The sequence below is a fragment of the Vibrio furnissii CIP 102972 genome, assembly GCF_000176175.1.
Lineage (GTDB): Bacteria > Pseudomonadota > Gammaproteobacteria > Enterobacterales > Vibrionaceae > Vibrio > Vibrio furnissii.
The window spans coordinates 1,198,608-1,216,254 of sequence record NZ_ACZP01000014.1 but is presented as its reverse complement, the minus strand read 5'-3'; the positions used below and the strand labels follow the sequence as shown (position 1 = coordinate 1,216,254).

Below are 17,647 nucleotides of genomic sequence, written 5' to 3'. Positions count from 1 at the left end.
AATGTTGTGTGCAATGGTGAGTGCCGCACGCGAGTTGTGCACTGTCTGTTGTCGTTGTCCGTGCGGCTCTCGCGTATTTCACAAACGCTGTTAGTTTCAGGCTTTTAATTTCAGGTTGTTAGTTTCAAGCTGTTATTTCAGGCGATTGACTTCAGGCTTCCGGCAGCGGAATTTCAATCGCGATGGCCGTGGCTTCACCGCCGCCGATACAGAGCGATGCCACGCCGCGCATCACTTTCTGCTGCGATTTATCGCCGTTGACACCCAGCGCCTGCAACTGACGCAGGCTGTGGATCAGCGTGACCAGTATGCGTGCGCCACTGGCCCCGATCGGGTGACCCAGCGCACAGGCACCGCCTTTGACATTCACTTTGTCGACATCCAGCCCGAGCTGCTGCACAGCGATTTGGGTGACCACCGCAAACGCTTCGTTAATCTCCCACAGATCGATTTCATCCACCGTCCAGTCAAGCTGCGACAGCAGTTGTTCGATGGCGTACACCGGCGCCAGGGTAAATTCTGCTGGCAATCTGGCGTGCGTAGCGTGGCCGCGAATCACGGCTAAAGGCTCCAAACCTTGCGAACGCGCAGAGTCTTCATCCATCAACATCAAGGCAGCAGCACCATCGGCGATGGCGCTGGAGTTGGCCGCCGTGACACTACCATCTTCGGCAAAGGCGGGTTTAAGCTGTGGGATTTTGTCGAGCTTGATGGCGCGCGGATGTTCGTCGTAATCGAGCAATTCGGCCTGTTTACCAAACGTCAGCGGCGTCATTTCAGCGACAAAGAGTTGCTGCTCTTGCGCTTCCCAGGCACGTTGCGCAGACAACGCTGCCCATTCGTCCATCGCTTCGCGACTGAACTCAAGTTTGTCGGCGATCTGCTGGGCAAATACGCCCATCAGGTGCCCGTCGTAGGCATCCTGCAATCCATCGAGAAATAGGTGATCAAAGGTAGTTTGGTGGCCCATCCGCATGCCACTGCGAGCGTTGCTCAGCAGGTACGGCGCATTGGTCATGCTCTCCATCCCGCCCGCAATAATGCATTGCGCGCTGCCCGCTTTAATAAGGTCATGCGCCAGCATCACAGCTTTCATGCCAGAGCCACACACTTTATTTACCGTGGTTGCCCCCACCGAGAGCGGCAGGCCCGCATTCAGCGCCGCTTGCCTTGCAGGCGCTTGGCCGCAGCCGGCAGGCAGAACGCAACCCATGAGCACTTCATCGACTTGCTCAATGGGGGCCGATGTGTCGTTCAATGCCGCTTGAATGGCCGCTCCGCCCAGTTGCGGCGCGGTGTACTCTTTCAATGCGCCCTGAAAACGTCCTTGTGGCGTTCGTTTGGCAGATACAATCCAGATGGCTTTTTCCATACCCCGTCCTCGTTGACGAAAGTGATGACCACAGATTGGCGCAAAGTCAGGTACTGCTGAATACGGCGACAAACGGTGCACAGGCGCCGTTTGGTCATTTCAACCCGGCGATTTTTCGCCCTGCGGTTTCTTGACGTTTACGTAAGCATAGCACTAACATTTACGTAAACGTAAAGAAACAAAATAACAACAATCAGATTTTCTCATCGGCCTCTGTAACCGATTTTGAACAGCACAAACGATCCTCAACCACAATGAGCAGTTGGAGGACATCATCCGGTGGAAACTTTTAAAATCAGTGAACTCGCAAAAGAGTTCGACATTACGACAAGAAGCATTCGTTTTTACGAAGACATGGGATTAATCGAGCCAGAGCGCAAAGGCACGGTGCGAATCTATCACCGCAGAGACAAGATTCGCCTTAAGCTGATTATGCGCGGTAAACGCCTTGGGTTTTCTCTGGCCGAGATTCGCGAATTGTTTGAGCTTTACGATGCTCATCAAGGCGAGACACAGTTGATGAAAATGCTCAACATTATCGATGAAAAGAAAGCGGTGCTTCAGCGCCAGCTTGATGACATCGGTGTGGTGATGGGAGAACTGGAAGCAGCCCGCCAACGATGCGAGCTGGCGCTGAAAGCCCAATAACCTGAGCCGTTTCATCGTTCTCATCCGCTTGCATTCCACTGCCTGAATGCAAGCTTAAGGAGGTGTTATGAACAGCCAGTACCCGTCGCTTAATTTCGGACTCGGTGAAACACTGGATTTGCTCAAAGAGCAGGTTCATGCGTTTGCCAGCGAACACATCGCCCCACTTGCGGCGCAAATCGACCACGATAATCAATTTCCTGTCCATCTTTGGCCCCTGTTTGGCGACATGGGGCTGCTCGGCGTGACGGTCGATGAAGCCTGCGGCGGCGCAGAAATGGGCTACCTCGCTCATGTACTGGCGATGGAGGAGATCAGCCGCGCGTCGGCGTCCGTCGGCCTCAGCTATGGCGCCCATTCCAACCTGTGCGTCAATCAACTGTTTCGTAACGGCAACGCCAAGCAGCGCGAAACATACCTGCCCAAACTGCTGGATGGCTCATGGGTAGGCGCGCTGGCGATGAGTGAACCCAATGCAGGCTCGGATGTGGTCAGCATGCAGCTCAAAGCCGAGCGTCAAGGCGATCACTTTGTGCTCAACGGCAGCAAAATGTGGATCACCAACGGCCCGGATGCGCAGGTGGTCATCGTCTACGCCAAGACCGATCCCAATGCCAAATCGCGCGGCATTACCGCCTTTATCGTCGAACGCGATTTCCCCGGTTTTTACTCGGCGCAGAAGCTCGACAAACTCGGCATGCGCGGCTCCAACACCTGTGAACTGGTGTTTGAAAACTGTCACGTGCCGACTGAGAACATCCTGGGCGAACTTAACCAAGGCATCGAAGTGCTGATGAGCGGGCTGGATTACGAACGCGTGGTTCTGGCCGCTGGGCCGCTGGGCATTATGCAGGCTTGCCTTGATCTGGTGCTGCCGTATGTGCACGACCGCAAACAGTTTGGTCACGCGATTGGCGAATTCCAGCTGGTACAGGCCAAAGTCGCTGATATGTACACTCGCCTGAATGCTGCGCGTGCCTATGTTTACGCGGTCGCCAATGCCTGTGACCGCGGCGAAGTGACGCGCAAAGATTCCGCGGGCGTCATTCTTTACGCCGCAGAACTGGCCACCCAAATGGCGCTGGATGCGATTCAACTACTCGGCGGCAACGGCTATATCAATGAGTTTCCGGCCGGACGCCTGCTGCGCGATGCCAAACTGTATGAAATTGGCGCGGGCACCTCGGAGATCCGCCGCATTCTGATTGGTCGTGAACTGTTTGAAGAGTCGCGCTAAGGCGTGTAACGGAGACGCAATGGCTGTGATAAAAACGAAAGCAAAACCTGAATCAGACCTGTTTCAGGCCAACGTCACCCACATGAGTGAACTGGTGAAGCAACTGCACACGCATCGTCAGGCACTCCAACTGGGCGCCGGAGAAAAGGCGATTGAACGCCAGCGGCAAAAAGGCAAGCTGCCCGTACGCGAACGGGTGCAGCGCCTACTTGACGACGATTCGTTCTTTCTTGAAGTCGGTCAGTTTGCAGCCTGGCAAGTGTATGAAGAATCGGTGCCGTGCGCTGGCGTAGTCGCAGGCATTGGCAAAATTCACGGCATCGAGTGCATGGTGATTGCCAACGATCCCGCCGTCAAAGGCGGCACCTATTATCCGTTAACGGTCAAAAAACATCTGCGCGCGCAGCAGATTGCGCAGCACTGCCAATTGCCTTGCGTCTATCTGGTCGACTCCGGCGGGGCGAACCTGCCGCATCAGGCGGACGTGTTTCCCGACCACGACCATTTCGGGCGCATTTTCTACAATCAGGCGCGCATGTCGGCGCAAGGCATTCCTCAGATTGCGGTGGTGATGGGGTTGTGCACCGCAGGCGGTGCTTACATTCCGGCCATGGCAGACGTCGCCATTATCGTCAAACAGCAAGGCACCATCTTTCTCGCAGGCCCACCTTTGGTAAAAGCCGCAACCGGAGAAGTGGTGACCGATGAAGAGCTGGGCGGCGCGGATGTGCACTGCAAAAAGTCCGGTGTGGCCGATTATTACGCAGACGACGATGCGCACGCACTGGCGCTGGCTCGTCAAGCCATCGCCAGCACCAACCAATCACCGACGCTCGCGTCTAAAGAGTACTTGCCGCCACGTTATGACGCGCAGGAGATGTACGGCATCGTCAACGCCGATCTCCGGTTGTCATTTGACGTACGTGAAATCATCGCCCGTTTGGTGGATGATTCCGAATTTGATGAATTCAAAGCGTTGTATGGCAGCACACTGGTGTGCGGCTTTGCCCAGTTGCATGGCCATCGCATTGGTATTGTCGCCAACAACGGCATTCTGTTTTCCGAATCGGCGCAAAAAGGCGCGCACTTCATCGAGCTGTGCGCCAAACGCAAAATCCCACTGCTGTTTTTGCAAAACATCACCGGATTTATGGTGGGCAAAAAAGTAGAAGCGGAAGGCATCGCCAAGCACGGCGCCAAGCTGGTGATGGCGGTGGCGTGTGCCGATGTGCCCAAATTCACCGTGATCATCGGTGGTTCTTATGGTGCTGGAAACTACGGCATGTGCGGGCGGGCGTACGATCCCACCATGATGTGGATGTGGCCCAACGCACGAATATCGGTGATGGGTGGCGAACAGGCGGCAGGCGTACTGACGCAGGTACGGCGCGAGGTGAAAGCGCGCCAGCAGGAAGCATGGCCGGATGACGAAGCCAAAGCGTTTCGCGACTCGATTGTTGAGTTGTACGACACGCAAGGCAGCCCCTACTACGCCAGCGCGAGGCTTTGGGACGACGGGATTTTGGATCCGCTCGAAACACGCGATGTTCTGGGCCAAGCGTTCAATGCCGCGTTGCGAGCGCCAATTGCCGACAGCCAGTTTGGTATTTTCCGAATGTAAGCGGGAGGAGAACAATGAACCCTCGTCAAAGCGATGTGTTGTGTGACGTGTCCGCTGACGGCATCGCCACGTTAACCCTCAACCGCGTCGAGAAGCACAACGCGTTTGATGATGTGATGATTTCGCAGTTGCTGGATAAGCTCACTCTGCTGCAATCCAACCCGGCCGTGCGCATTCTGTTGCTGCAAGCCAACGGGCAACACTTTTCTGCGGGCGCAGATCTGCAATGGATGCGTTCGATGGCCGGGAAATCCCATTCCGACAATCACAGCGACGCGGCGCAATTGGCGCTGCTGATGCAGACGCTGGACACGTTCCCACACCCAACCTTGGCCATTGTGCAAGGCAGCGCCTTTGGTGGGGCCTTGGGTTTGATTTGTTGCTGCGACATTGCGCTGGCCGCGCCGAATGCGCGCTTTTGCCTGAGCGAAGTGCGCCTCGGGCTGATTCCCGCCACCATCGGCCCTTATGTGTGCCGCGCCATGGGGAATCGCCAAGCGCGTCGCTATATGCTAAGCGCAGAAACAATTGACGCCGCTACCGCGCTCCACCTCGGTTTGGTGCATCAGGTGGTCGGCTATCAGCCGGATGCTCTCGAACAAGCGGTCAACCAGTTCACCACGCAGCTCTTAGCCAACAGCCCGGCCGCCCTCACGCAGGCCAAAGCCTTGTGCGCCCGCTGCGACGCCGAGCCGATTGATCAAAAGCTGATTGCGCACACCAGCCAAGTGATCGCCGAACTGCGGATTTCAGCGCAGGGTCAGGAAGGACTCAACGCGTTTTTTGACAAACGCACACCGGACTGGCGCGCCGCAGACATTCAAACCAAAGATACGCAAGCCACAGACAAGCAAGACGGAGGCCGATGATGTCATTGCCCTCAAAAGTGACGATTGTAGAAGTTGGCGCGCGCGATGGGCTGCAAAACGAAGATTTTGTCAGCACTGATGCCAAAGTGGCGCTGATCAATCAACTGTCGCAGACCGGACTCACCCACATTGAAGCGGGCTCGTTTGTGTCACCCAAATGGGTGCCGCAGATGGCCGACTCCGGCGATGTGTTCGCGCGCATTGAGCGAGCAGACGGCGTCATATACGCCGCCCTTACCCCCAACCTGAAGGGTTTTGAACAGGCCATGGCCAGCGGCGCCAATCAGGTCGCCATCTTTACCTCGTCGTCCGAAGGCTTTTGCCAGCGCAACATCAACTGTTCGATTGCCGAAAGCCTAAAGCGCTTTGAACCGCTGATGCAGGCGGCGAAAGCGCAGCACATGCCGGTGCGTGGCTATCTCTCTTGCGTCGCCGACTGCCCTTATGATGGCCCGACCCAACCCGAGCAAGTCGCCAGCGTAGCGGCGGATTTACTCGCGCTGGGCTGCTATGAAATTTCACTTGGCGATACCATCGGCACCGGCACGCCGCTGCGCATCGCGCGGATGCTGGACGCAGTGCAACGCCATGTTCCCACCGAGCAACTGGCCGTTCACTTTCACGATACTTGGGGACAAGCGCTGGCTAATCTTTATCAGGCCTTGTCGATGGGCATTGCGACGCTGGACAGCAGCGTGGCTGGGCTCGGCGGTTGCCCGTACGCTTTTGGCGCCGCAGGCAATGTGGCGACAGAAGATGTGCTCTATTTGTGTCACGGGTTGGGGATTGAAACTGGCGTCGATTTACCCGCGGTGGCGCGTGCAGGCTGGGCGATCAGCGCCGAACTGGCACGAATGCCGACCTCGAAAGTCTCGCTCGCGCTGCATCAGCAGGCAATCGCGGCGACAAAAACAAAGCAGCACTGATTGCGCTGCTTTGCTGAAAACCTGAAGTTGGGAACCAAGATCGGGATAGATAGATAAAAAACCAACTCAATTCAAAGCCGTTAACCCTTATGCGCATATATCCAAACAACTTGGACTTGCAGGTAGGTGGCAAATGAGTGAGTCCCCATGAGCATAGATACGCTATGTGATTGGGGTGAATGAATGCAGCCAACACCGCTGCAACTTCAAGTAGGAAGGGTATAGATGTGGTCGTCATAGCGTGTGCCGCCAATCTCATACGCCAGCGGTTCAATACGCGTTAAGGTAAAGCCACACTTTTCCAGCACCCGCTCAGAGCCAACGTTCCCTTGCGTCACAATGGCGCGATACTGCTGAATATCGTGCTCCTGCTGTGCCCACTCAATCACCGCGCGCAGCGATTCGGTGCCGTAGCCTTTGCCATGATGCTCAGCCAGCAGCAAATAGCCGACTTCGGCGACGCCCTCGTGATCGATGAAACCCGTGATACCAATCCACTCGCCAGTGGTGCGCTCTTGAATGGTCAAACAGAGCCAGCGGTTCTGGTTCATTTGCCATGGCATCAACCTTTGCGCGAACTTCGCTTTCAATTCAGCCTCGCTTGGTGGGTCAAAACAGAGCGCGATCACCTGCGGGTTTTGATGCAACGCTTGAAACAGCGGCCATGCCTGCGCAGTGATCGGTTTCATGACCAGATTCGGGCTCAAAATGAGACTTTCACCAAACTTTTCTTGTAAGCTTTCGCCTATCGTAGACATCTTCACCCCTCCTTGAGTACGCCATTATCCTTATTTAATGAAAGGATATTAAAACCCGCGACAAACTGTAACCAAATGTACTCAAGCTATTGAAACAAATAAACATAACATGATATTCAAGTAGTTAAAGGCGACCATGATCACGAATCATGCGCCGTTCAAGTGATAGGGTAAACATCGGTATTGCCTATCAATACAATAGCTACAAGCAATTTTCGTAAGACGAAGGATTATGTGACTATACATCCCGAAGACAAGACATTCCAAACCCAATAACTTAAAGGAAACTCGGAATATGATTAATACTAAAATCAAACCATTTAGCGCAACAGCATTCAAAAACGGTGAATTCGTTGACATCACAGAACAGGATGTTCTAGGCAAATGGGCAGTATTTTTCTTCTATCCAGCGGACTTCACTTTCGTATGTCCAACTGAACTTGGCGACCTTGCGGATCACTATGCAGAGCTTCAATCTCGTGGTGTAGAAGTGTACTCAGTATCAACTGACACCCACTTCACTCACAAAGCATGGCACGACAGCTCTGACACTATCGGTAAAATCAACTACTACATGGTTGGCGACCAAACTGGCAACATCACCAACAACTTCGGTGTAATGCGTGAAGGCCAAGGTCTGGCAGACCGTGCAACATTCCTGATTGACCCAGAAGGTGTTATCCAGGCAATGGAAATCACTGCAGAAGGCATCGGCCGTGACGCAGAAGACCTACTTCGTAAAGTGAAAGCGGCACAATACGTAGCTTCTCACCCAGGCGAAGTATGCCCAGCGAAATGGAAAGAAGGCGAGCAAACACTGGCTCCTTCACTTGACCTAGTTGGTAAAATCTAAGGCAAGTTTGTCATCCCCAAAGATGACTGACCCAATCGTTTGAAGCTGCGCACAGCGCCGTGAATAAGACCACCAGCATGAGTAAAACCCACAGATGGGTCTTGGCTGAGGCGCACAATCGCTGGCACGACGCGGCTTCCAATGAGATGAGTCACAATTAAGAGTGGGCCGGGTGTTTTACCTGACGACCTAAATGCCCGGTTCGCTCTCCCCTTTTATCTAGAGTGACCACTCTAAATTCAAAATAATAAAGAAGAAGGTATTTCGGTATGCTAGACCAAGCGATCAAGCAACAGTTACAACAGTATCTGACCAATTTAAAAGAAGACGTCCGTTTAGTGGTCAGCCTAGATGAAAGCAAAGGCTCACAAGACATTTTGGCATTGGCGAATGAAATCGCTGAACTCAGCCCACTGATCACCGTTGAGCGTGATGATGCGGCAAGCGATCGCACGCCTGTCATGACGGTCCAAAATCCAAATAAAGGCACACAACTGCGTTTTGCAGGCGTGCCGATGGGCCACGAATTTACATCTCTGGTTCTGGCGTTGCTGCACTCAGGCGGCCACCCCATCAAACTAGAGCAAGAAACCATTGAGCAAATCGCGAAACTCGACAAAAAGCTCGATGTTGAAGTGTTCATTTCTCTGTCTTGCCAAAACTGTCCTGACGTCGTGCAAGCGTTCAACATGATGGCAGCGATCAACCCAGACATTCGCGCCACCATGATCGACGGTGCGCTGTTCCAAGATGAAGTGAAAAACCGCGACATCATGGCCGTTCCAAGTGTGTTCATTAACGGCGAACTGTTTGGTCAAGGCCGTATGACTCTGACTGAAATCCTGAACAAACTCGATGATGGCGCCGCAGAAAAAGCAGCAGCCAGCCTGAACGAAAAAGACCCATATGATGTACTCGTGGTCGGCGGCGGCCCTGCAGGTGCAGCGGCAGCCATTTACGCAGCGCGTAAAGGCATTCGCACCGGTATCGTAGCGCAGCGTTTGGGTGGTCAGGTGATGGACACCATGGCGATCGAAAACTTCATCTCTGTGAAACACACAGAAGGTCCAAAACTGGCGGCGAACTTGGGTGAACACCTGAAAGAGTACGGCGTAGACATCATCACAGAGCAACAAGCTGAAAAACTGATGGGCGCTGAATTCACCGCAGATGGCAAAATTCACGTGAATCTGCAAAGCGGCGCGACACTGAAAAGTAACAGCGTCATCTTAAGCCCGGGGGCGCGCTGGCGTGAAATGAACGTACCTGGCGAACAAGAATACCGCAACAAAGGCGTGGCGTACTGCCCGCACTGTGACGGCCCATTGTTCAAAGGCAAGAAAACCGCAGTGATCGGGGGTGGTAACTCAGGCATCGAAGCGGCGATTGACTTAGCGGGTATCGTTGAGCACGTAACCGTCCTGGAATTTGCTGATGTTCTGCGCGCAGACCAAGTGCTGATCAACAAAGCGAATTCAATGCCAAACATCGACATCATCACGATGGCTCAAACCACCGAAGTGGTGGGTGATGGGACTCGTGTGACGGGTTTGAAATACAAAGACCGCAACACCGATGAAATCAAGCAGATTGACCTGTCTGGTATCTTCGTCCAAATCGGTCTGGTGCCTAACACCGAATGGCTGAAAGATTCAGCGGTAGAACTGTCTGCCCGTGGCGAGATTGAAATCGGCAGCCGCGGTGAAACGAGCATGGATGGTGTGTTTGCTGCAGGTGACGCAACGACCGTCCCTTACAAACAGATCATCATTGCGATGGGTGAAGGTGCGAAAGCAAGCTTAGGCGCGTTTGACTACCTCATCCGCAAACAAAGTTAAGAGTCCGAACATAACTTTGAGTCCTAAAAAAGGCGAACCGCAAGGTTCGCCTTTTCTTTTTTATGCCATATTACATATGATAAACAAGATTAAGATTGAAACTATGCCCTTCAAAATTGACGCCTTCAATACCAAATCCATCATCAAATAATCTGACCCATTCTACTTGCAATTCTAATGGTTGCCCTTTATTCACCGCCATTCCCAATCCGAATTGGAATTCTGTTTCAGATTCAGAATAACCATCAATGGCTCCTTTGACTCGCCCCCCACCCAATAAACCATAAATATTAAAGTTTTCTGAAACAGGCAAGGTAACTCGTCCCAATACGCTTAAGACTGATTTCACCTCAACGGAATACCCCAAAACTTCATAATCATCGAGATTGCCATATCCACGAAATTCGACGCCGAAGTTTCGATGCCATTGATAGCCGACGATAAGCCCTAGCATCCCATTATCAAAGGAACCGGATCCAACACCTGACACATCTACATCTGTATCAACATAGGCATATCCAATACCAAGATAAGGATGTTCCTGAAACGGTTCATCCTTGTAATCGGCAGAGAAGACTGACGGTGTAAATAATAACGATGGAAGAAGCATTATTTTTAGATATTGGTTCATAGTTTCCCTCTGACATTGCAATATAACTATCAACTAAAAATTAATTAAAGTAGGGAAAATTATTTTTGACCAATTTATATACGTGATGAATTGCACACTAATTAATATTGGGGTTTCATTGACCTATAAAATTCATTTCAACGTTATCCCACTATTTAACTTACCAGCTCCGCGGCCAAAGCTTTGTGTTCAGCCATCAGCGCTTGAATATCAAGCCCGGCGATGATGCCGTTTTTCACTCGCCATTGTCCGCCGATCATCACATGCTCCGCTTTTTCTGCGCCACACAGTAACAAAGCGGCAATCGGATCATGACTGCCGGAAAAACGCAGTTCATCGAGTTTGAACATCGCCAGATCGGCTTGTTTCCCAACGGCAATTTCACCAATGTCCGAACGTCCCAGCAGCGCAGCCGAGCCGCGAGTCGCCCAGCCAAGCACCACTTCCGGCGTGATGCGTTCGGCGCCATATTTCAGCCTCTGCAAATACAGGGCCTGACGCGCTTCATACATCATGTTGGAAGCGTCGTTCGATGCAGAACCATCAACGCCCAAACCCACAGGCGCGCCAGCGGCTTGCAGATCCAGCGTCGGACACATGCCTGAGGCCAAACGCATATTCGACACCGGACAATGACACACGCCAGTCCCTGCTCGCCCAAGGCGTTCGATCTCTTCTTGGTTGAAATGAATACCGTGCGCCAGCCAAGTGCGATCGCTCAGCCAGCCGACGCTGTCGAGGTAATCGACCGTACGCATGCCAAACATCTTGAGGCAAAAGGCTTCTTCATCGAGGGTTTCGGCAAGATGCGTGTGCAAACGCACGTCCAGCGCTTTAGCGAGCATGGCGCTGTCGGCCATAATGTTCTGCGTGACCGAAAAAGGTGAGCACGGCGCAAGTGCAATTTGGATCTGCGCGCCCTCACCTCGTTCATGATAACGCTTCACTAAGCGCTCGCTGTCTTTGAGGATCACATCACCGCTTTGCACGGTGTGCCGTGGCGGCAAACCGCCTTCATCTTCCCCAAGGCTCATTGAACCTCGGGTCAACATGGCGCGCATGCCCATGTCACGAACGGCGGCCACTTGAATGTCGATTGCCTCATCCATGCCCGTCGGAAACAGATAATGGTGATCGGCTGCGGTGGTACAGCCAGATAACAGTAATTCAGCCAGCGCCACTTTGCTGGCCAACTCCAGTGCTTTTGGTGTCAGCTTCGCCCAAACCGGATATAAGGTTTTTAACCACGGAAACAGCGGCACGCTCACAACGGGCGCCCACGCTCGGGTTAAGGTTTGATAAAAATGATGGTGAGTATTAATCAATCCCGGAATGATCACCAGCTCACGGGCATCAAACACCTCATCGACGGGCGTCGACGGCGTTTGTCCTTGAGCTAGCAGTTCAACAATGCGGTTGTTTTCAATGACCAGACCACCACTGGCATCGCAGGGGTTGGCGGTGAAACAGGCCAGCGGGGATTGTATCCATAGGCGTTGTGCAGACATAAGCAGGCTCCTTGATTGCTATGAGTTCAACGATCAATTACCCAGCTCAGTTATTACCCTGTCTGCTGATCCAGGGGCAATTTGAAATGCGCGACTACCTTAGCGGAAAAGCGCCGGCGGATAAAGTCCGTCGCGCCTCTTGTGACCTGAAAATGCTGAAGTGATCATGAAGTTGCGTTCGTTTCATCGCGGGTTCGACTCATAAGCCACTCAGGTCGTAGCTCAGTGTCTCAACTCCTGAGATAGCTTGTACTGTTTTGGCGTGACACCAAACTCGGTCTTAAACAGGCGGATAAAATGGGAAATGTTTTCATACCCCAGTTCTAATGCGGTGTCTGTCACCGATAGCTGACTTAAATAACGTTTTGACTGATTGAGTTTCAGCCGAGTGAAATACTCTTTTGGGGTTTGATTAGTGACCAGTTTGAATTTTTGGCTGAAGTTTGGCAGCGACATGCGTACCTCTTCCGCCAACTCTGAAATCGATAAACCATCGCCAAGATGCGCTTTCATCATTTGAATCGCGCGATTGATCGGATGGTGATGGTGCTGAGACAAAATTTCGTATGACCCTTGACGCTTGAGCAGTTCATACACCATTTCTTGCGTGACTAAATCGAGCAGAAACGGAATGTTGGTGTCGTTGCTGTGCAGAATTTCCTGCGCGCGGTCGTGCAGTGCAAAGATGCGGTCTTGGGCATTATCCATCTGAAAATGGCTGTAATCATGGTCAAGTGACGCTTCGACTTCAAGTTGGTCACCCACTCGCGCACTGACATCATCCAGCACATCTTCGCTGAATTCGTACACCAAAGCTTTGGTAAATTCCGACATCGACATGTGCACATTGGCATGAGGCGGCAACAGGACGCACTGCTCTTTTCGATAGGTAAACTGCTGCGACTGGTTGATGCGCACATCTTTGCTGCCTTGCAAAATCGTACACAGACGCGGCGTTTCGTAAGACCGGTATTCGCCCTGAAAGTGTTTTGGCAGATGATAGTACAGCACGTTGACTTTGTCGGTTGATAGCGCGTATTCGGTTTCATCAACCCGACGGAAACTGTTGAGTGTTTTCATTCAGCCCAAGTGATCATAATTTTCAGAAGGGGCAGTGTAAGATAATTGATTGGATATGAACACAATCTCATTATAAAAAGTTGTGGGTTTTACGTGTAACAATCAGAGGACAGCGCCTGAAAGCGCGTATTCAGAAAGGTGTCAGGCCCCACGACAGCGGGTCATGAGGCCTGATGGTCAATTACATTGCCGATTTCAGAATGGCAACGATTTCTTCATGAGTCGCTTGTTTAGGGTTGGTGAAACCACAAGCGTCTTTCAGTGCGTTTTCAGCCAGCACGTCGAAGTCTTCTTCTTTCACGCCAAGCTCGGTCAGGCCTGCAGGAATTTTCACGTCAGACGACAGTTTGCAGATCGCGCGAATCGCGGCTGCAGCGCCATCACTTGGTGTCATGCCTTCAGTATCCACACCCATTGCGCGTGCCACGTCAGTCAAACGCTCAGCGGCAACATCGCTGTTGTATTGCTGTACATGTGGCAGCAGTACCGCATTGCAAACACCGTGTGGCAGGTCGTAGAAACCGCCGAGTTGGTGTGCGATGGCGTGAACGTAACCCAGTGACGCGTTGTTAAATGCCATGCCCGCCATGAATTGTGCGTATGCCATGTTGTCACGAGCGGTGATGTCATCGCCGTGTTCTACTGCTTGACGCAGGTTCGCTTGAATCATCTCAATCGCTTTGATAGCAACTGCATCTGTAATCGGTGTGGCCGCGATAGACACGTACGCTTCAATCGCGTGAGTCAATGCGTCCATACCGGTTGCTGCAGTCAGAGACGCAGGTTTAGCCAGCATCAGTTCAGGATCGTTCACAGACATCAGCGGTGTGACGTGCTTGTCGACAATCGCCATTTTGATGTGACGTTTTTCGTCAGTGATGATGCAGAAACGGGTCATTTCTGATGCAGTACCCGCTGTGGTGTTTACAGAGAACAGTGGCAGTTGCGGTTTTGGTGATTTATCAACGCCTTCGTAATCTTTGATTTCGCCGCCGTTTGCTGCCAGCAGCGCGATACCTTTTGCACAGTCGTGTGGTGAACCACCGCCGAGAGACATCACACAGTCACATTCGCTGGCTTTCAGTTTTGCCAGTCCTGCTTCAACGTTATCCACGGTTGGGTTCGGTTTGGTTTCGTCAAACACAACGCTGTCCACACCCGCTTCTTTTAGCAGTGTTGCCACTTTATCGACCACACCCATTTTGTTCAGGAAGCGGTCAGTGACGATCAAAATGCGTTTAAAGCCATGAGAAGCGATCGCAGTCGCTGCATCGGCCAGACAGCCTGGTCCCATCAGGTTAGAAGAAGGAATGTAAAACATGTTAGACATAATTGTGCTCCTCGGCTTCAGCCAGTGCAGCCTGTGCTGCACCGTGCAGTAACCTTGTTTTAATTTACGGGTTACGTTTGATGGGCTGTAGGCTAGCAGGGACAAAAAATCAGAACTAACACGTTTTTCCACAAAATAGCTCTAATTTTCAAAACCAGCATTTTCCATTAGATCTAAATCAAGAAACAGAAATTGCCGCTGAAAATTTGGCCATTCGACGAGCGTTTCTCTCAGGCCGTCATGAGGTTGAGGTAAGCTTGGTTGTGATTGGGGTCGGCGCCTTTCGCAATGGCGTACAAGGTTTCCGCGTGTTGAATCACTAAATCAACGAGACGGCGATCCAACTTGCCAGCATCCGCCATACCATCAATCAGCGCCAGTGCGATCGGTTGGCTCATCCCTTTGCGATACGGCCGATGTTGAACCAACGCTTGAAACACATCGGCCACCGCAATCATACGCGCTTCAATGCTGAGTTCGTGTTCTTGAGGATGAAACGGATAACCAACGCCATTCACACCTTCATGGTGGAACGCCGCCCAACGGGCCATCTCGCCCAACCCTTCAATGCTGCGCAAAATGTCGTAGGTTTCGTAGCTGTGGCGCATCATCACGGAACGTTCGTAGTCCGTCAGCGGGCCGGGTTTATCCAGAATGTCATCCGGCACATTCAACTTACCGAGATCATGCAGTAATCCCGCGATCTCAATTTTGTCGCATCGGGATTCAGACAAACCGTACAATACGCCGATACTGCGCGCCACATCAGCGACCCGCATCGAGTGTTTTGCGGTATAACGGCTTTTTTGATCGACGACATAAGACAGGATCATCGACAACTGTTTCACTTGCGCCAAAGAGAGCATCTGCGGGTTCTGCGACTGCCCCATCTCCCACGCTAAACGCGTCACGTAGCGATCTTCCAACGCCATCCAAAACGCTTCCGTACGCTGCACGCGTTCAAAGGCTTGCACCCACTGAGGAGAAAAATAATGGTCGGCATAGCCGCGAATCGATTGCACGATCTGTTCGTTGATCAGCAGAATGTCCGTTTCATAATGGCCGACACCCAGCACATCAATCCGATCGGCCAAAAATATCAGGTTAGCCATGCGCACGTCGCGCTCATTGATACCGGAATGTTCTAGCTCACGCCACGGCGTGTGATGATAGAGAATAGGCACGGCATATTTGGCTAACGGCGCAAAGTTTCGCAGCAAGCGATAACCAATATCACAATGAATGTGGGCATCTTCACTGTCAAAGTGGTTCACCAATGTCGAATGCATCTGAGCGGTTGAAACGCCACAATCGTGCAGCATGCCAAGCTCAAAGGCAGACTGAACATCTTCGTCGTCGCATCCCGCTTCACGCGCGATCTGGTAGGCGATGGCACCCACGCGCTTGCCATGATTGGTGTCGTTCATGCCCACCAATGAGACGGTCTTTTCAATCGCCATGATCATCTGGCGTAAATCAATGTTCAGTGCCTTCTCATCGTTCATTCGCTCTCCATGCCGTCCGCCATTCTGTATCAGAAATATAAGCGGTAACCCCTAAGGAAAGATACGAAGGAAGCCGCGAAATCAGACCGTTGGCGCGATTTGCAAAGCTTGTGTTTGACTTCTCTATCCACAGTCACAAATTGAGCACACCAATGCGAACGACATATTGTTAAAACTATCATTTTAGGGCACACTTGGGGGTTCTGTCGCCGTGAAACCGCCCCAAAAATCACAGCTAAATTAATGATTTATCTTGAAAACAATTCACTCGTTCTATGGTTCCATTTTGAATGATAAAAAAGGCGTCTTGCGGTAAATCTTGCGCCCACACTTGATCGTAACTCAACCCCAGCAGCATCCCGCGTAACACGATTCCCGTCAGGCCGTGGCTCACCACGACAATGTCTTCTTGCTCAGGGATCTCGGCCAACCAATCATTGAGGCGCGTTTGCACGTCTTGGTATGTTTCTGCCTTCGGTGCCTTAAGATACCAATCGCGGCGATCCAACAACGCCGGATCCTCATCGAGCAACTCAAACAGCGGTTTTTCTTCCCATGTGCCGAGTGAAAATTCTTTCAAGCGATCATCTTGATGTACGTTGGCTTTCTCAAAACCAATTTCGTCACAAATGATATGCGCGGTTTGAATGGCGCGCCCAAGTGAACTGGCATACACGCGATACGCGCGCTGCGTGAGATGGGATTTAAGATGCGTGCCAACAGCCAATGCTTGCGCTTTGCCTTTGCTGGTCAGCGGCGAGTTGCAGTGTCCTTGTAACTTACGTTCAGCGTTGAACTGCGTTTGCCCGTGCCGGATAACGATGATCTTTCTGGTCATGCCTTCCCCCTAATGACGTCGAATCATCACGTTAGCCGATTCCATCACTGACTGCAAAGGGCAATGCGGGGAAGGCTGACCGCACTGTCGCTGAGAAAATGCCTAGCGTCGCCGCTCATCCCTCAACTTCACGGCTCCGGAAACTTCGCGACTCGCGGCGCTTCCAGCCCAGCTTTATGCCATTCGGTCTGTTCACTGCAAAATATGCGGGCATCGGGTGATTTACTGGGTTCTTCGTTGAGGCTGCCAGCAGGCACAATCAAAAATTTGCCGTTGGATGACACATACGGCAACCCGGAACCACACTTTTTGCAAAACACCTGCGTCAACGAGCGATGCGGGTGATCGTAGCGCTGAGTCATCGATTCCCCCGTCAACCAGCGAATGTTGTCAGGCGCCGTAAAAAGATTAGACGCATGCGCTGATCCGGTCATCTTGCGGCACTGCTCACAATGGCAGAAATAAAAATGTTTGAAATGATCTTCCACGGCAAACGTCACTTCTCCGCAGCAGCATCCCCCGCTGATTTTATGACTCATAGAACCTCCTTGTTCCTTTCATCGTATCGGCTAAGCGCCGAACTTAAATGCCTGCACACCATCGTGCACTCCCTTTGACTATAATGGCGAATCT

The 17,647-nt window shown here is 52.1% G+C and carries 16 protein-coding genes; 7 read left to right on the top strand and 9 right to left on the bottom strand.

Annotated elements, in window-relative coordinates:
* Positions 1-151: 151 nt before the first annotated feature.
* A complete protein-coding gene (locus VFA_RS15685; protein WP_004727840.1) occupies positions 152-1,372 on the bottom strand; it encodes a thiolase family protein in 1,221 nt (406 codons plus the stop codon).
* A 279-nt stretch (positions 1,373-1,651) separates the two neighbouring features.
* Between VFA_RS15685 and VFA_RS15680 the strand changes: the two genes are divergently transcribed.
* From VFA_RS15680 to VFA_RS15660, 5 genes are all read left to right on the top strand, one after another.
* Entirely contained in the window at positions 1,652-2,020 is a 369-nt protein-coding gene (locus VFA_RS15680; RefSeq protein ID WP_004727839.1) for a MerR family transcriptional regulator, read from the top strand.
* Positions 2,021-2,087: 67 nt separating this feature from the next.
* Complete coding sequence (locus VFA_RS15675) at positions 2,088-3,257, top strand: isovaleryl-CoA dehydrogenase (protein WP_004727838.1); 1,170 nt, start codon at positions 2,088-2,090, stop codon at positions 3,255-3,257.
* Between the two features lie 19 nt (positions 3,258-3,276).
* The gene (locus VFA_RS15670) at positions 3,277-4,878 is read left to right on the top strand and encodes a carboxyl transferase domain-containing protein (RefSeq protein WP_004727837.1); all 1,602 of its coding nucleotides are present in this window, start codon (positions 3,277-3,279) and stop codon (positions 4,876-4,878) included.
* Between the two features lie 14 nt (positions 4,879-4,892).
* Entirely contained in the window at positions 4,893-5,747 is an 855-nt protein-coding gene (locus tag VFA_RS15665; RefSeq protein WP_004727836.1) for an enoyl-CoA hydratase-related protein, read from the top strand.
* Positions 5,747-6,673: a hydroxymethylglutaryl-CoA lyase gene (locus VFA_RS15660; RefSeq protein WP_172475447.1), complete on the top strand. Its 927-nt coding sequence runs from the start codon at positions 5,747-5,749 to the stop codon at positions 6,671-6,673. The genes VFA_RS15665 and VFA_RS15660 overlap by 1 nt, the downstream gene beginning before the upstream one ends.
* A gap of 206 nt (positions 6,674-6,879) precedes the next feature.
* Here the strand turns inward: VFA_RS15660 and VFA_RS15655 are convergent, their stop codons facing one another.
* Positions 6,880-7,431, bottom strand: a complete 552-nt coding sequence (locus tag VFA_RS15655; RefSeq protein WP_004727834.1) for a GNAT family N-acetyltransferase — start codon at positions 7,429-7,431, stop codon at positions 6,880-6,882.
* Between the two features lie 295 nt (positions 7,432-7,726).
* Here VFA_RS15655 and ahpC point away from each other — a divergent pair, with 295 nt between their 5' ends.
* Both ahpC and ahpF read left to right on the top strand, forming a co-directional pair.
* Entirely contained in the window at positions 7,727-8,284 is a 558-nt protein-coding gene (gene ahpC / locus VFA_RS15650) for an alkyl hydroperoxide reductase subunit C (RefSeq protein WP_004727833.1), read from the top strand.
* 269 nt (positions 8,285-8,553) lie between these two features.
* Positions 8,554-10,122: an alkyl hydroperoxide reductase subunit F gene (gene ahpF, locus VFA_RS15645; RefSeq protein WP_004727831.1), complete on the top strand. Its 1,569-nt coding sequence runs from the start codon at positions 8,554-8,556 to the stop codon at positions 10,120-10,122.
* A 70-nt stretch (positions 10,123-10,192) separates the two neighbouring features.
* On the opposite strand, the gene VFA_RS15640 is transcribed toward ahpF, so the two are convergent.
* The 7 genes from VFA_RS15640 to VFA_RS15610 form a co-directional block, all read right to left on the bottom strand.
* Positions 10,193-10,753 (bottom strand): outer membrane beta-barrel protein, encoded by a 561-nt coding sequence (locus VFA_RS15640; protein ID WP_050780273.1) that lies wholly within the window; start codon positions 10,751-10,753, stop codon positions 10,193-10,195.
* Positions 10,754-10,908: 155 nt separating this feature from the next.
* Entirely contained in the window at positions 10,909-12,261 is a 1,353-nt protein-coding gene (locus tag VFA_RS15635) for an 8-oxoguanine deaminase (protein WP_004727830.1), read from the bottom strand.
* A gap of 222 nt (positions 12,262-12,483) precedes the next feature.
* The gene (locus VFA_RS15630; RefSeq protein WP_004727829.1) at positions 12,484-13,341 is read right to left on the bottom strand and encodes an AraC family transcriptional regulator; all 858 of its coding nucleotides are present in this window, start codon (positions 13,339-13,341) and stop codon (positions 12,484-12,486) included.
* Between the two features lie 181 nt (positions 13,342-13,522).
* Positions 13,523-14,671, bottom strand: coding sequence for an L-threonine dehydrogenase (yiaY, locus tag VFA_RS15625; RefSeq protein ID WP_004727828.1), 1,149 nt, complete (start codon positions 14,669-14,671; stop codon positions 13,523-13,525).
* Positions 14,672-14,901: 230 nt separating this feature from the next.
* Positions 14,902-16,176, bottom strand: coding sequence for an HD-GYP domain-containing protein (locus tag VFA_RS15620; protein ID WP_004727827.1), 1,275 nt, complete (start codon positions 16,174-16,176; stop codon positions 14,902-14,904).
* 235 nt (positions 16,177-16,411) lie between these two features.
* Positions 16,412-17,014, bottom strand: coding sequence for a histidine phosphatase family protein (locus VFA_RS15615; protein WP_004727826.1), 603 nt, complete (start codon positions 17,012-17,014; stop codon positions 16,412-16,414).
* Positions 17,015-17,142: 128 nt separating this feature from the next.
* Positions 17,143-17,553 (bottom strand): GFA family protein, encoded by a 411-nt coding sequence (locus VFA_RS15610; RefSeq protein WP_004727825.1) that lies wholly within the window; start codon positions 17,551-17,553, stop codon positions 17,143-17,145.
* Positions 17,554-17,647: the final 94 nt, after the last annotated feature.